This window comes from Neisseria sp. (genome assembly GCF_041804105.1).
Lineage (GTDB): Bacteria > Pseudomonadota > Gammaproteobacteria > Burkholderiales > Neisseriaceae > Neisseria.
Genome location: NZ_JBHCJY010000093.1, coordinates 16,499 through 30,266 on the forward strand (window position 1 = coordinate 16,499; position 13,768 = coordinate 30,266).

13 protein-coding genes and 1 tRNA gene are annotated in these 13,768 nt (G+C 52.4%); 6 read left to right on the top strand and 8 right to left on the bottom strand.

Annotated elements, in window-relative coordinates; all coding sequences use genetic code 11:
• Both ACEYDX_RS08440 and dapF read right to left on the bottom strand, forming a co-directional pair.
• Entirely contained in the window at window positions 1–675 is a 675-nt protein-coding gene (locus ACEYDX_RS08440; protein WP_373741577.1) for a hypothetical protein, read from the bottom strand.
• On the bottom strand, window positions 675–1,523 hold the full coding sequence (gene dapF, locus ACEYDX_RS08445) for a diaminopimelate epimerase (protein ID WP_373741589.1): 849 nt from the start codon (window positions 1,521–1,523) through the stop codon (window positions 675–677). Before dapF ends, ACEYDX_RS08440 begins: the two co-directional genes overlap by 1 nt.
• A 471-nt stretch (window positions 1,524–1,994) precedes the next feature.
• Here dapF and ACEYDX_RS08450 point away from each other — a divergent pair, with 471 nt between their 5' ends.
• The gene (locus ACEYDX_RS08450; protein WP_373741578.1) at window positions 1,995–2,342 is read left to right on the top strand and encodes an energy transducer TonB; all 348 of its coding nucleotides are present in this window, start codon (window positions 1,995–1,997) and stop codon (window positions 2,340–2,342) included.
• A gap of 169 nt (window positions 2,343–2,511) precedes the next feature.
• Here ACEYDX_RS08450 and ACEYDX_RS08455 read toward each other — a convergent pair whose 3' ends face one another.
• Complete coding sequence (locus tag ACEYDX_RS08455; RefSeq protein ID WP_373741579.1) at window positions 2,512–3,387, bottom strand: lysophospholipid acyltransferase family protein; 876 nt, start codon at window positions 3,385–3,387, stop codon at window positions 2,512–2,514.
• 34 nt (window positions 3,388–3,421) lie between these two features.
• Between ACEYDX_RS08455 and ACEYDX_RS08460 the strand changes: the two genes are divergently transcribed.
• The 3 genes from ACEYDX_RS08460 to metK all read left to right on the top strand — a co-directional run bounded on the left by ACEYDX_RS08460 (window position 3,422) and on the right by metK (window position 5,776).
• Entirely contained in the window at window positions 3,422–3,853 is a 432-nt protein-coding gene (locus ACEYDX_RS08460) for a hypothetical protein (protein WP_373741580.1), read from the top strand.
• Between the two features lie 194 nt (window positions 3,854–4,047).
• On the top strand, window positions 4,048–4,479 hold the full coding sequence (locus tag ACEYDX_RS08465; RefSeq protein WP_373741581.1) for a hypothetical protein: 432 nt from the start codon (window positions 4,048–4,050) through the stop codon (window positions 4,477–4,479).
• A 127-nt stretch (window positions 4,480–4,606) separates the two neighbouring features.
• Window positions 4,607–5,776: a methionine adenosyltransferase gene (gene metK / locus ACEYDX_RS08470; RefSeq protein WP_373741582.1), complete on the top strand. Its 1,170-nt coding sequence runs from the start codon at window positions 4,607–4,609 to the stop codon at window positions 5,774–5,776.
• A 133-nt stretch (window positions 5,777–5,909) separates the two neighbouring features.
• Here metK and ACEYDX_RS08475 read toward each other — a convergent pair.
• A tRNA-Ile gene (locus tag ACEYDX_RS08475) sits at window positions 5,910–5,985 on the bottom strand.
• Window positions 5,986–6,193: 208 nt separating this feature from the next.
• Between ACEYDX_RS08475 and ubiD the strand changes: the two genes are divergently transcribed.
• The gene (gene ubiD / locus ACEYDX_RS08480; RefSeq protein WP_373741590.1) at window positions 6,194–7,672 is read left to right on the top strand and encodes a 4-hydroxy-3-polyprenylbenzoate decarboxylase; all 1,479 of its coding nucleotides are present in this window, start codon (window positions 6,194–6,196) and stop codon (window positions 7,670–7,672) included.
• Window positions 7,673–8,149: 477 nt separating this feature from the next.
• Here ubiD and ACEYDX_RS08485 read toward each other — a convergent pair whose 3' ends face one another.
• From ACEYDX_RS08485 to ACEYDX_RS08500, 4 genes are all read right to left on the bottom strand, one after another.
• On the bottom strand, window positions 8,150–8,782 hold the full coding sequence (locus ACEYDX_RS08485) for a GyrI-like domain-containing protein (RefSeq protein ID WP_373741583.1): 633 nt from the start codon (window positions 8,780–8,782) through the stop codon (window positions 8,150–8,152).
• Window positions 8,783–8,846: 64 nt separating this feature from the next.
• Window positions 8,847–9,728 (bottom strand): prephenate dehydrogenase, encoded by an 882-nt coding sequence (locus ACEYDX_RS08490; RefSeq protein ID WP_373741584.1) that lies wholly within the window; start codon window positions 9,726–9,728, stop codon window positions 8,847–8,849.
• A gap of 420 nt (window positions 9,729–10,148) precedes the next feature.
• Complete coding sequence (locus ACEYDX_RS08495) at window positions 10,149–10,940, bottom strand: 3'-5' exonuclease (RefSeq protein WP_373741585.1); 792 nt, start codon at window positions 10,938–10,940, stop codon at window positions 10,149–10,151.
• An 875-nt stretch (window positions 10,941–11,815) separates the two neighbouring features.
• Entirely contained in the window at window positions 11,816–12,685 is an 870-nt protein-coding gene (locus ACEYDX_RS08500) for a lipid A biosynthesis lauroyl acyltransferase (RefSeq protein ID WP_373741586.1), read from the bottom strand.
• A gap of 300 nt (window positions 12,686–12,985) precedes the next feature.
• On the opposite strand from ACEYDX_RS08500, the gene ACEYDX_RS08505 reads away from it, so the two are divergent.
• Window positions 12,986–13,486 carry a prokaryotic membrane lipolipid attachment site family protein gene (locus ACEYDX_RS08505; RefSeq protein ID WP_373741587.1) on the top strand — a complete coding sequence of 167 codons (501 nt, stop codon included), beginning with the start codon at window positions 12,986–12,988 and terminating at the stop codon, window positions 13,484–13,486.
• Window positions 13,487–13,768: the final 282 nt, after the last annotated feature.

The window sequence follows — 13,768 nt, forward strand, 5'->3', positions numbered from 1 at the left end:
CTAAGCTGCCTGACGGAGCCAAACCAAAGCCATTGCGCCGACGATTGAGATGCCCGCCAGCAGCAGCGACAGCAGGAAACCGGCTTTCAGTTGCGCCGGGCTGAAGTTGTCGGCAGGTATGCCTTTGATTTTTTGGCTGTGTATATAGAACACAATCATCAGAGTGGCCTGTATCAAAATCCAGAATACGGGTTTCAATACAAACAGATACAGCATTGCCGAAGCAGCATAGGCGGTGTTGCCCGTGGGATAGGCGTACCATACCGTTGCGGCGATCAGCAGCAGGGCGGCTGCGGACAAGGCGCCGGTTACGGCAAACAGGCCGATGAATGCTCCGCCTGCGGCACGGTACGATGCTTCGCCGTTGCGCTGCCATGCTGTTTTTTTAAAGTACAGCAGGCTGGCCGGAACGATGTAGAGCTGCGGCGCAACCAACGACAGGGGGTGGCCGAAATACCAAAGCCCTTCGGGTTTGATTTCCGCCATACCGCCTGTCGACGGCGCAAGCAGGCCGTCTGAACGAACGCCGAGAAACAGCATACCCGCCGCATTAACCACCAGCCACAGCAGTATGCAGCCCAAAAGCCACGGCCACTGTTTAGCACGTATTGCCGCCGCAGCAAATACTGCTGCGTAAACCAACGCCGTGAGAATATCGGAATCGAAAGCCATCATCAGTATTGCAGTTCGCCCTCGAATACCGTAACCGCAGGGCCTGTCATCATCACATCGCCGCCGTCGTGCCAGTTTGCGAGCAGTTGCCCGCCCGGCAGGTTGACTTTCACGTCGGTGTCCGCATCCAACAGACCGAGCCGTACGCCGGCCACCACGGCCGCACATGCGCCCGTACCGCAGGCTTGCGTCTCGCCCGTGCCGCGTTCATAGACGCGCAAACGTATTTCGCTGCGGCCGACAATCTGCATAAAGCCCACATTTACCCGTTCGGGGAACTGTGCATGCGATTCGATGGTTTCGCCCCACAATGCCACGGGTGCGGTTTCCACATCTTCCACCACAATCACCGCATGCGGGTTGCCCATGTTGACGCAGCTGACCGGCACGGACTCCAAACCCACCAATACAATATGTGTGAGCGCGTCTTCAGGTTCTCCGTGTGCAGGGACGAAAGGAATTTCAGACGGCCTGAAATGCGGTTTGCCCATATTGACCGTTACCAAGCCGTTGTCGAGCAGGCGCGGCACAATCACGCCGCGGGCGGTTTCCACCAAGATTTCTCGTTTGCTGCTCAAGCCTTTATCGGTCACGAAACGCACGAAGCAGCGGGCGCCGTTGCCGCACTGTTCCACTTCCGAACCGTCGGCATTGAAAATCCGGTAACGGAAATCCACCGCGTCGGACGACGGCTTTTCCACCAGCAGCAATTGGTCGAATCCGATGCCGGTGTTGCGGTCGGCCCACGCTTTCAGAGGCGCTTCTTCCGGCACGAACTGCTGGCTGATGCCGTCGACAACCATAAAATCATTGCCCAAACCGTGCATTTTGGTGAACTTCAAACCGGCCATCTCCTGATACTCCCACAAATATTTTTCGGAGCAGCGATTCTACACCATCTCCCGCAAATCGGCAGCAACGGTATTTTCAAGCATTTTTTGTTTTTTCAGACGGCATTAGAAAATAATCGGTGTGTAAAAACGACAAACGGTAACATAAAAACCACATTGGGAGTGTTGATTAAAATCCAATAAAATCAGTTACTAACGTTATATAATTTGTATTGCTAGCCGGTTGTTTTACCTGGAATAAATATCATGCCTTGTCTGAGTATGTTCCGTTTTTATGGTGAATATTGTTGACAATCATGGTTTGGGTGGGCAAAAAAATAACCGTTTATCACGAAAAAAACGCATTTATCTGTTGCATTCATCATTTTTATCATTCAAAATGCATTCCAACAAAGCAGGAAAACCTGCCGCGCCAAACACATTACTGACATTACTCTAAACGTTAACTACTTACTGACAAGGATTACGACCATGAATCTCCGCAAAACCCTTACTGCCGTTGCCGCCGCTGCTTTGGTTGCAGGTGTGCAAACTGCCGCCGCAGGCAGCGTTTCGTTCTATCAAAAAGCGTCCGAGGCATCTTCTCCCATTACCGGCAAAGTCGCCATGCGTCTGACCATCGGTGCCGACGGTGATGTGAGCAACGTGCGCGTTGTCCGCAGCAGCGGCGACATCAGCATCGACAACCGTGCCGTAGAATGGTTGGAAAACCAAACAATGCGTCCCGCATTCGTTAACGGCGAAGCGCGCGATTTCAGCGTCGTGAAAGAAATCCAGTTCTCCGAATCCGGCAAAATCCAGCAGGCAAGCGCCCGATAATTCGGTTTGATACAAAAGGCCGTCTGAAAAAGTTTTCAGACGGCCTTGTTTTATTGCCGGGGCATGTAGAAACGGATGAGCCGTTATCCGTTATGTTTTGATGATATGGATACTTGGGAATGACTGAAATATAAAGCAACGCGGATACAAACCGTGAACAGGAAATGGGTTAGCGCGGCCGTTCCGGTGCGCCTGCCGGACGTTTGTAGCGGTTGTATGCAAACAGATATTGTGCGGGAAAACGCCGGATCCAATATTCCACGTTTTCGTTGATGACCCGCGCATCGGTTCCTTTGTCTCCGGTTAATGTGCCGCGCAACGGTTCGATGTGCAGCGAAAAGCCTTGTCCTTCCGGCAGGCGTTCGCCGACGAAAAACAAGGCTTTCACGCCTTTGACTTGGGCCAGTTTGCCCGCAAGCGTCATGGTGTAGGCGGGTTTGCCGAAAAAATCCGCCCATACGCCTTCGCCGCCTTCTTCGGGGTCGGGAACATGGTCGGGCAACACAATCGTGGCTTCGCCCGCTCTCAGGGCTTTGATGACTTGTTTCACGCCTTGGATGCTGGTGGGCGCGGTTTTGCCCTTGCCGCGCACGCGTCCGGCCTGCATCACGGCATCAAAGGCTTTGATTTTCGGCGGTTTGTACATGGCGGTCAGCGGGAAGGGCAGTTGTTCGCTGATGTAGCGTCCCGCGATGTCGTAACTGCCGATGTGCGGCGTGATGAACAGCAGCCCTTCGCCCGCATCCAAGGCCGTCTGAACGTGTTCCCAACCGTTTACGGTTTTGAAAAGGGCTGCTACCTGCTCAGGCCGTCTGAAAAATGCGACAGGTAGTTCCAGCCCGCCTTTTGCCGTTTCGCGCAATACTTTTTTTATTGCATTGTCATCTGATAAAATGCCGGCGGTATGTAAATTTCCGCGGATGCGTTCGCGGTCTTTTGCAGCCACATAAAAAGCAACCGTACCGAGTACATCGCCCAAAGCGTGTAAAACACGCAGGGGGAGTGTGCTCAGGCAGCGGAAAATAAAGAAGACGATGGCTTGCATGGCTGTCGCACATTAACGGAAAAGGCTTATTGTAATGGAAAACGCAAAACCGGAAAAACCGGTCAAAAGATATTCGAAACTGATTTGGGCGTGCGCACTGGGCGGAGGGATACTGCCCGGCAGCGCCGTTGCCGCATTGATGATGCTTACCTGGCCGGAGCAGGACAATCCGGATGCCGCAGCGGCCGCCGTATTTACAGGTTTGGCGGCCAGTGTGCTTTACGGCCTGCTGCCTTCGCTTCTGACTGCGTTTTCAGCAGTGGTGTTGCGGTTGACGCACGGCTTGGGCGGTGTGGCGGCGATGACGGTTATCGGCGGACTGGTTTCCGCCGCTTATGCGGGGCTGACGCCTGTGTTCGGCAGAATGCTGTTCGGTGCGCCCGACGTATTGGCCGTTGCATTTTCAGGAATATTTTCGGCATTCGTTTTATCGGTGTTTCTGCCGGATGCGGATAAGGCCGTCTGAAAACCTGTTTGGATGTGTGGAATTTTTATGTCGTCTGATTGGAATGGTTGTTTCTGATACGCTGTGTAAAAACAGAACCGGTGTTTTGTTTGAAGCGATCAAACTTTTCGTTAAACCGCTCTGTATTTCTTCGTCCGGAAGAAATGGGCAACACTATCTCACAATCATCAAAACAATCAATAAAAAGGGAATAAATGGCTAAACGATTGAAAAGGCCGTCTGAAAAACCGCCGTTTGGGGCATATGCCAAAACATTGTGGCTGTCGTTTCTGCTCGGCGGTGTATTGGGCGGGATAACCGTATTCTTATCATTATTGGTATCCGATGCTGAGGGTGGATTGCCGCCCGATCCGTTCGGGCTTTTATTGCTTTTCATGGCTTTCGGCTGGTTGTACGGAGTCATCCCCGCTACCGCTACCGCCGTTGCCGCTACGATGGCGGGGTGGCGGCGGAATATTACGGGCATGGTGCTGTTTGTCTGTACGGGCACAGCATTATCGGCGCTGTTCGGCCTGTTTGCCGGCGGCAACATGACGGCTTCCTTTTCTTTGGCGGGTGCCGTTGCCGCAGCCGTTCTGTCATGTTCGCTGCCGAAAGCGGAAAATACGCACATCAGGCAGGGTTAAACACGGGTACTTCATTCCCTTCATGCAGGAAAGTTTTCAGACGGCCTGTAACGGTGTTCTCTGATATAATACCCGCCGTTCCGAATCCACCGTTCTATATTCCATAGATTTCCCAGAAAGCACAGCCATGAGCGAATACCTGTTCACCTCAGAATCCGTATCCGAAGGCCATCCCGACAAGGTTGCCGACCAGATTTCCGATGCGGTTCTCGATGCCATTTTTGCCCAAGACCCCAAAGCGCGTGTTGCCGCCGAAACATTGGTGGCCACCGATTTGTGCGTATTGGCGGGCGAAATCACCACCACGGCCAAAGTCGATTATGAAAAAATCGCCCGCGATACCATCCGCCGCATCGGTTATAACGATCCTGCTATGGGTTTTGCGGCGGATACCTGCAAAGTGGTGTTGAATTACGGAGAACAGTCGCCCGACATTGCCCAAGGTGTCAACGAAGGGCAGGGCGTGGATTTGAATCAGGGCGCAGGCGACCAAGGGCTGATGTTCGGTTACGCCTGCGATGAAACCCCCGCGCTGATGCCGTTCCCGATTTATTACAGCCACCGCCTGATGCAGCGTCAGAGCGAAGTACGCAAAAGCGGCCTGCTGCCTTGGCTCCGCCCTGATGCCAAAGCTCAGCTTACCTGTGTTTACGACAGCGAAACCGGTAAAGTGAAACGCATCGACACCGTTGTCCTTTCCACTCAGCACAGCGAAACAATCGGCCGCGAAGAGCTTATCGAAGCCGTCAAACAGCACATTATCTTCCCCGTACTGCCGTCTGAAATGCTGACGGAAGAAACCAAATACCTGATTAATCCCACCGGCAATTTCGTCATCGGCGGACCGCAGGGCGATTGCGGCCTGACAGGACGCAAAATCATCGTCGACACCTACGGCGGTTCCGCTCCGCACGGCGGTGGTGCATTTTCCGGCAAAGACCCGAGCAAAGTCGACCGCTCCGCCGCATACGCCTGCCGCTACGTCGCCAAAAACATCGTTGCCGCAGGATTGGCCAAACAGTGCCAAATCCAAATTTCCTACGCCATCGGTATCGCCGAACCGACTTCGATTTCCATCGATACTTTCGGTACCGGTGAGCTGAACGAAGCCGAATTGATTCAACTTGTACGCGAACACTTCGATTTGCGCCCTAAAGGCATCGTGCAGATGCTCGACTTATTACGCCCGATTTACAGCAAATCCGCCGCATACGGCCATTTCGGTCGAGAAGAGCCGGAGTTTACTTGGGAGCGTACCGATAAAGCCCGTATTTTGAAAGAGTCTGTAGGACTTTGAAAAGAGAGAATTGGACAGGTAATTATAGAAAACAATAAAAGCGCAGCTTGTAATCTGCGCTTTTATTGTTTTCTAATTTAATTAATACAAATATCGTCGAAGCCCCATCGTTTTCAGACGGCATCAATAAAACTGGTGGGTCCGGTGGGGTTCGAACCCACGACCAAGGGATTATGAGTCCCCTGCTCTAACCCCTGAGCTACAGACCCGGTTAAAGCAAGCGCGTATTATAGTTACAAATGACGGCTGGGGCAAGGTGGGTGCATTATCGGGAGAATGCTGTATGCCGTAAATGTTATATAATCGGCAATAAAGGTTTGAGGAATATTGCTGTATTGTAAACCGGATACGGAGCGGGGTAGATTTGAGGCCGTCTGAAAAATATTTTCAGACGGCCTGATGATTAGGATGAATATGATGAAATACAATGATTTGCGTGATTTTATCGCCATGCTCGAGCAGCAGGGCAAGCTCAAGCGCATCGGTACGCCTGTGTCGCCGCATTTGGAAATGACCGAAATTTCCGACCGCGTGCTGCGTGCCCAAGGGCCTGCGCTGTTGTTTGAAAACACCGTCAAGCCCGACGGCAGCCGCTACGATTATCCCGTGCTGGCCAACCTGTTCGGCACGCCCGAACGTGTGGCGATGGGCATGGGTGCGGACAGCGTGGACAAGTTGCGCGAAATCGGCCAGACGCTGGCCTACCTGAAAGAACCCGAGCCGCCCAAAGGCATTAAGGATGCGTTTTCCAAGCTGCCGCTGTTGAAAGACATTTGGAGCATGGCGCCGAACGTGGTGAAAAACGCGCCGTGTCAGGAAATCGTGTGGGAAGGTGAAGAGGTTGATTTGTATAAACTTCCGATACAGCACTGCTGGCCGGAAGATGTCGCTCCGCTGGTCACGTGGGGTTTGACCGTGACGCGCGGGCCGCACAAAAAACGTCAAAATCTGGGCATCTACCGCCAGCAGCTTATCGGCAGAAACAAGCTGATTATGCGCTGGCTGGCGCACCGCGGCGGCGCGCTGGATTTTCAGGCGTTCAAAAAGGCCAATCCGGGGCAGCCGTATCCCGTGGCCGTGGTGCTGGGCTGCGATCCGGCGACCATTTTGGGCGCGGTTACGCCCGTGCCCGATACGCTGAGCGAATACCAGTTTGCCGGCCTGCTGCGCGGTTCGCGTACAGAACTGGTAAAGTGCATCGGCAACGATTTGCAGGTGCCCGCGCGGGCGGAAATCGTGCTGGAAGGCGTGATTTATCCCGATGAAACCGCGCTGGAAGGGCCTTACGGCGACCACACGGGCTATTACAACGAGCAGGATTATTTCCCCGTGTTCACCGTTGAGCGCATCACCATGCGCAAAGACCCGGTTTACCATTCCACCTACACGGGCAAACCGCCCGACGAGCCTGCGGTGCTGGGCGTGGCTTTGAACGAAGTGTTCGTACCGCTGCTGCAAAAGCAGTTTCCCGAAATCGTCGATTTTTACCTGCCGCCCGAGGGCTGCTCCTACCGCATGGCGGTGGTGTCGATTAAGAAGCAGTACGCCGGACACGCCAAGCGCGTGATGATGGGCTGCTGGTCGTTCCTGCGCCAGTTTATGTACACCAAGTTCATCATCGTGGTGGACGACGACGTGGACTGCCGCGACTGGAAAGAAGTGATTTGGGCGGTTACCACCCGCATGGATCCGGTGCGCGATACGGTGTTAATCGAAAACACGCCGATTGATTATCTCGACTTCGCCAGCCCCGTCAGCGGCTTGGGCGGAAAAATGGGTTTGGATGCCACCAACAAGTGGCCGGGCGAAACCGACCGCGAATGGGGGCGCGTGATTGAAAAAGACGCGGCTACTGTGGCGAAAGTCGATGCCATGTGGAAAGATTTGGGGCTGTAATGGCTGATTTTCTACTCGACTTGCTGCAGATTCCGCTTGAGATATTGAGCAATGCCAAAAGCCGTTGGGGAACATTTTGGTTTTGGCTGCTGATGGCGGTATTCGTTGGCCTGATAGTATATGGAATATGGATGTTGTTGGTATAGATGTTGTTGGTATAGATGTTTTGCAGTCTGAGGAAATCAAAGGCCGTCTGAAAATATTTTTCAGACGGCCTTTGTATTTTTTAGGCTGTGCTCTGATATTGTGTTGATAAACAACCGGCAAGACCGACTTCACCAACTTCTGTCGTTATCTGTGCAAGTCAGCTATGTTTCCCCTGAGCAGAAATGGTGAAAACCACTGTTTAAACATAAAACCAAAGGCCGAGACATTTGCCCCGGCCTTTGGTTTTATGTAATTCGTCGGAAGATATGTTTTTCTGTCGAAGGATGATGCCGTGGGTTGCTGAATTTGCTTATTTTTGCCTCATTCAGTTCACGCTTTCTTTACCGGATGGCGGATGACGGTTTTCAGTTTCTCGGGAATAACCCGTCTTGCGTCGCTGAGGTAAATTTCATGATGAAGGCGTTTGTCTGTAATGTCGAGAACATAGCCCTCGTTTTCCATAAACTCGTGCATGATTGCGACCGTTGCGGGTTCATCATCGTATACTCCCGTATGCAGACACTGTACGCACAGACCTTCGTTATAGGTCATAAATTCAGCCTTTGAGAAATCCGTTTTCTTTTTCTTTTCCGCTTCGCCAACTGCCCAACAAAAATCTTCTTCCGTTACAAAATCGGGCAGACGGAGCACGGAAATCCATTTGAAACTTTCCTTGTGTGCATAATCAACGCCTTTTACACCTTCCTGCCACCAAAAACCTTCTAAAGGCGGCACAACATAATCAAAATATCCGTCTATTTTACGGCTCCCTGTTTTGCTCATCTTGATTGTGTAGGCGATACCGTACAACAACCCGATAGATTGCTTATACTCGCCGTCTTCTGTATTGGGGTCGCCTTGCCCGCGGACTGCGATGTAGTTTATGCTCGGCACGGTAACGATACTCGGGTTTTTCTTCGGTGTATAAAGTTCTTTGAACGCTTTCTTGTAGTCAAAAACCATCTCTTATTTCTCCTGTTTATATCATAGGTAAAAAGAACGGCAGGAAGACGCTGTTTTTACAGGGTTACTGCTGATTCTGCCAATCGTCGCGTGTTTGCCGGGCGGTGTCGAAATACCGGTAAAGGCCGTCTGAATCCTGCTTCTCCAACAGGTTTTGCAGGCGGGAGAGTTGGGTTTGCAGGCCGCCGATTAAGTCGATTAAACCGTCTTTGTTGGCCATGCAGATGTCGGTCCAAACGGCGGGATGGCTGGCGGCGATGCGGGTGAAGTCGCGGAAACCCGAGGCGGCGAAATCAAGATAGGTTTTTCCTTCGGGGTGGTCGGCGATTTGGTGGACATAGGCGTAGGCAATGACGTGGGGCATATGGGAAACGGCGGCGAATACGGCATCGTGGGCGGCGGCTTCCATGCGGAAGGTCTGTGCGCCGACGGCCTGCCAAAGCCGTTCGATGCGGTCGAGGCCGTCTGAATCTTCCGCTCCGTGCGGGCAGACGATGAGTTTTTTGTTTTGGAACAGGCCGAATTGTGCGGCCAGTGCGCCGCTGCGGTCGGAACCGGCAATCGGATGGGCGGCGATGCAGTGGGGAAGGTGTTCGGCAAGGTGTTCCCGAAATGCGGCAACGGCAGACTGTTTGGTGCTGCCTACATCCGTAACCAGTGCATCAGGCTTTAAAAACGGGCGGATGGCGCGGCAGATGGCGGGCAGGGTGGAAACGGGGGTGGCGATGATGACTAAATCCGCGCTGCCGATGCTGTCGGCGTTGACGGTTTCAAATGCTTCGTCGATGACTTTGCGTTCCAGCGCGCGTTCGAGGTTTTCACGGTTAAGGTCGATGCCGCTTACTTTTCCCGCCAATTGCTGCCGCTTGAGATCGAGCACGAACGAACCACCGATCAGGCCGACGCCGATGAGTGCGATATGTGGGAACGGGGCGGGAGAGTGCATGGCAAACGGAGCGTGTGTGGGAAAAGGAGATTCAGTTTACCTGAATGATAAGGCCGCAGAAAGGCCGTCTGAAAAAGTTTTCAGACGGCATCGGGTTGGAAGAATGGTTGCAGCGGTATCGGGGGATGGCGGAGAGACGGGTGCTTTCCCGCAGCCGTGATTTCTTCCCAGGTCGGAATTTGTGTCGGGCTCGAGTCGGCGGATGCGCAAATGCCCGTTGGTTATCGCAGCTTCCTGTCTTGGGCAGAAGGATGGTTTATAGGCTTACTTTGAAAACCTGCCCGCAATCTTGTTTGCCGGCTGCATCATATGTGAGGTTGCCGGCGGGGATGAATACCCGCATTGCGGAGACATGGGGTTGCCGAAAGTTTAAGGCCGTCTGAAATGTGTTTTCAGACGGCCTTTGAGTTGCAAAACCCGCTATTTCCAAGCCGCTAGGAATTCCTGCCAATGCACGGCGTTTTCCTGTGTTTTCAGGTGGTTTTTCAGACGGCGGATTTCCTGCTCGTATTCGTCGCCGTCGAGTGCGCCGCTCATCATGCGAAAGCGCAGGTACATTAAATAGGTGTTGGCGGCATCGGTTTCGCAGTAGTCGCGGATTTCTTTCAGACGGCCGGCATGGTAGGCATCCCAAACTTTGCTGCCGTCCATGCCCAGTTTGCCGGGGAAACCGCACAGTTTGGCCATGTCGTCGAGCGGTACGCTGGCGCGGGGTTGGTAGAGGGCGAGCAGGTCCATCAGGTCGCAATGGCGGTTGTGGTAGCGGCTGATGTAGTTGTTCCATTTGAAATCACGGGAATCGCCGAAGTCGCCTTCGCCGGTATCCCAATAACGGGCGGCGCTGACGCCGTGAATCAGGGCGCGGTAGTGCAGTACGGGCAAATCGAAACCGCCGCCGTTCCAGCTGACGAGCTGCGGGGTGTGGGTTTCGATAAGGTCGAAGAACTTGGCAATCATGGTTTCTTCGCCGTCATCGGTTTCGCCGATGGTGCCGACATGGATTTTTTCGCTGCCCCAGCGCATGCAGCAGGAAATGGCGACGACTTGGTGCAGGTGGTGCTGCATGAAATCGCTGCCGGTTTGGGCGCGGCGTTTCTGTTGGGCGAAAGCAACGGCATCGGCATCGGAAACGCTGTCGGGCAAATCATAGAGCGTGCGGATGCCGTTTACGTCGGGTACGGTTTCGATGTCGAAGGCGAGAATCGGGGTCATGGCGGCTTTTCCGTGATGTTTGCAGCATTTTGGCACGAACGCCGACGGTTGGCAAAAGGTAAAAAAGGGGCAGCCAAAAGGCTGCCCGAATACCTCAAATCAGAGATTTACGCTTCACAAACAATGCAGGTTTCACCTGCGAACCTGTCTGTACAACAGTTCAGTTCGCTGCTGTAAAGACAAGGAGAAAGGCCATCTGAAAATTCCTTTGGGGAATGCTTCGCGGCATACCATTCTGCGCAGCAGGCAAAACCTGCTTTGTAGTTTGGTGTAGTCGGAATATACCGATTTGCAGACGGCTTGCCAAGATGCGGGAGCGGGTTTTAAATAGTCTTACATGTTTTAAGTGTATTGAACATTTTGGTATTTTTGGAAATTTATTCCATAATTTATTTATATGTTGGATTTATGTTTTAAAATTTTGAAAAATGTGAAAATATAATTTTTATTTTTATATGAATAATTGTGAGCTTTGCTTCTGGAAACACGGTGATTGTTGTTTGGGAATGATATTTTTGGTTTATATCGTAATGAATTGAGTGGTTCGGATGGTTTCATATTGTTCCGTTTTTGAGAAAAACAGTTTTGACGGGGCAGAGGGGGTGTTTTTGAAAACGGTCGGGATGGGAGAATCGGTGATGGTTGTTTTTGATTTTTAATGGTTTAAAAACGATAAATGGAAACGGTACAGATACAAATACGGTGGAAAAATCAGTTTTCAGACGGCCCGGGTACTGTGTTTCAGGTCGGTTTGATTTATAATGAATCAAAAAAAGCGTATCGGAAATCCGGTGGTTTTTCTGTAATTCGGTGTAGCGGTTGGGGTCGGAAATTGAGGTGCGGGTCGGAAAAACCGAAATCCGGATTGTACGGGGTCAGTAAAACCCTTCTTCGCCTTCAGGGCGTGTTTTAAAGCGTTTGTGCAACCAGAAATACTGTTCGGGCATTTCGCGCACGCGCTCTTCGATGAAACTGTTCATACGCTGGGTGTCGGCAAGCGCATTTTCTGTGGGAAAGTTTTCCCATGCGGGGTAGAAGCGCAGGGTAACGGTGTTGTCGGCTTCGCGTTTGGGGATGGCGGGAATGACTTTTGCGCCTGTCATGGCGGCAATGCGGCTCAAGCCGGCGATGGTGGCCGTCTGAATGCCGAAAAAGTCGACGAAAACGGAATCGTTGCGGCCGAAATCTTGGTCGGGCAGGTAGAGGAACGGCCAGTCGCTCGCCCGCAGTTTTTTGATAATCGCCCGCAGGCCTTCGTTGCGGCCGATGAGAAAGACGTTGTCGTAACGGTGGCGGCCTTTGAGAATCTGTTCGTCCATCGCTTTGTTTTTCTGGTGCGAATACATGCTGATCAGCGGTACGTCCTGATTGAGCGTGTACACCGCCATTTCGAATGCGGTGAAATGCGGGTAGAGCAGGATGACTTTTTCGCCTGCGGCCAGAGCGTTGTCGAGATGGTGCTTGTCTTGGTAACGCACGAAACGGCGCAGCCGCTCGGCAGGTGCGTACCAATACAGGCCGTATTCGAACATCAGCTTGGCCATGTGCTGGAAATGGCGCTTGAGCAGGGCTTTCCGTTGGTTGTCGTCCAGTTCGGGGAAACATTTTTTCAGGTTGGTTTCGCCTACTTTCCGGCGCGGTTTGACGGCGCAGTAAGCCAAAATGCCCACGCCGTCGGCCAGTTTCTGGATGGCGCGGAACGGCAGTTTGGAGACGAGATAGAGAATAAGGAAGGTGAATTTCATGTTTCAGACGGCCTGGGAAAAACGGTGGCTTATTATAAGGGATAAACCGATACGGGCCGTCTGAAAAAAGCGTTTCAAACGCAGCGGCAGGTTTTGCCATGCCCGCCGTCGCGCAAGCGGTTTGGAACTGCAAACGAAATACTGCGGTACTTTGCAGCGGTTTACCGAAAATTTTATGAACAATGCAAAAAATAAACACCGTCTTGCTTTACAAAAAGCTGTCTGAACGTATAATAATCCCGTCAATCAACAGACGAATCCCGCCTTGTGGCGTTCCGAACGAACCGAATGAGCTGTCTTATGAAAAAACAACTTTCCCTTATCGTTGCCGTATTGTCTCTGGCCGGCTGTGAAAGCCTTTACCTGCCGACTTTGAGCGAAGTGCCCGTCAAGCCGACCAATACCCGGAAAGAGCCGCAGAAAAACACTTCGTCGGGCAGTTTCCGTTTGGCTTCCGGCCACTGGTCCGACGTTTCCCGCATCCGCGAAGAAGCCACCCGTTTGAGCTATCAGGTCAGCCAAGGCAGGATGACCAAAGTGCAGGCCGCGCAGTATCTCAACCGTTACCGCATCCAGCAGGTCGGCCGCAATACTGTGGACGATAGCATGTATGAAGTCTATCTGCGTTCCGCTGTGGACAGCCAGCGCGGAGAGATCAGCACCGAGCAGTCGAAAATCTACATCCAAAACGCTTTGCGCGGTTGGCAGCAGCGTTGGAGAAACATGGGGGCAAACCGTCCGTCCAATCCCGCGTTTACCAACTTCCTGATGGAAGTGATGGGCATGAGTCCGCTGAAATAAAAGCAGGGCAGCGGTTGAAACGGTAAAAGGCCGTCTGAAACATCTGTTTCAGACGGCCTTGTTTTCGTGTGCACTTTGTATCGCGTGCCGTCCGGTTCGGAGGGTGTAAACAGGTTTGCCGACGAGAAACCTGTTTTACTAAATATAGCAAATAAACATATTATTCGATACAATTCCACCATGGCCTATTCACAAGACTTCAAACAACTCGTGCTCAAAAAACTCCGTCAAGGATGGACGATTCGTAGAGCCGCAAAAGAATTCGGCATCGCCATCTCCACC

Coding starts and splice junctions, on each gene's coding strand:
- metK (WP_373741582.1), top strand. CDS start 4,607: ATGAGCGAATACCTGTTCACCTCAGAATCCGTATCCGAAGGCCATCCC.
- ACEYDX_RS08490 (WP_373741584.1), bottom strand. CDS start 9,728: ATGCACTCTCCCGCCCCGTTCCCACATATCGCACTCATCGGCGTCGGC.
- ACEYDX_RS08500 (WP_373741586.1), bottom strand. CDS start 12,685: ATGAAATTCACCTTCCTTATTCTCTATCTCGTCTCCAAACTGCCGTTC.
- ubiD (WP_373741590.1), top strand. CDS start 6,194: ATGAAATACAATGATTTGCGTGATTTTATCGCCATGCTCGAGCAGCAG.
- ACEYDX_RS08495 (WP_373741585.1), bottom strand. CDS start 10,940: ATGACCCCGATTCTCGCCTTCGACATCGAAACCGTACCCGACGTAAAC.
- dapF (WP_373741589.1), bottom strand. CDS start 1,523: ATGGCCGGTTTGAAGTTCACCAAAATGCACGGTTTGGGCAATGATTTT.
- ACEYDX_RS08505 (WP_373741587.1), top strand. CDS start 12,986: ATGAAAAAACAACTTTCCCTTATCGTTGCCGTATTGTCTCTGGCCGGC.
- ACEYDX_RS08450 (WP_373741578.1), top strand. CDS start 1,995: ATGAATCTCCGCAAAACCCTTACTGCCGTTGCCGCCGCTGCTTTGGTT.
- ACEYDX_RS08455 (WP_373741579.1), bottom strand. CDS start 3,387: ATGCAAGCCATCGTCTTCTTTATTTTCCGCTGCCTGAGCACACTCCCC.
- ACEYDX_RS08460 (WP_373741580.1), top strand. CDS start 3,422: ATGGAAAACGCAAAACCGGAAAAACCGGTCAAAAGATATTCGAAACTG.
- ACEYDX_RS08465 (WP_373741581.1), top strand. CDS start 4,048: ATGGCTAAACGATTGAAAAGGCCGTCTGAAAAACCGCCGTTTGGGGCA.
- ACEYDX_RS08485 (WP_373741583.1), bottom strand. CDS start 8,782: ATGGTTTTTGACTACAAGAAAGCGTTCAAAGAACTTTATACACCGAAG.
- ACEYDX_RS08440 (WP_373741577.1), bottom strand. CDS start 675: ATGATGGCTTTCGATTCCGATATTCTCACGGCGTTGGTTTACGCAGCA.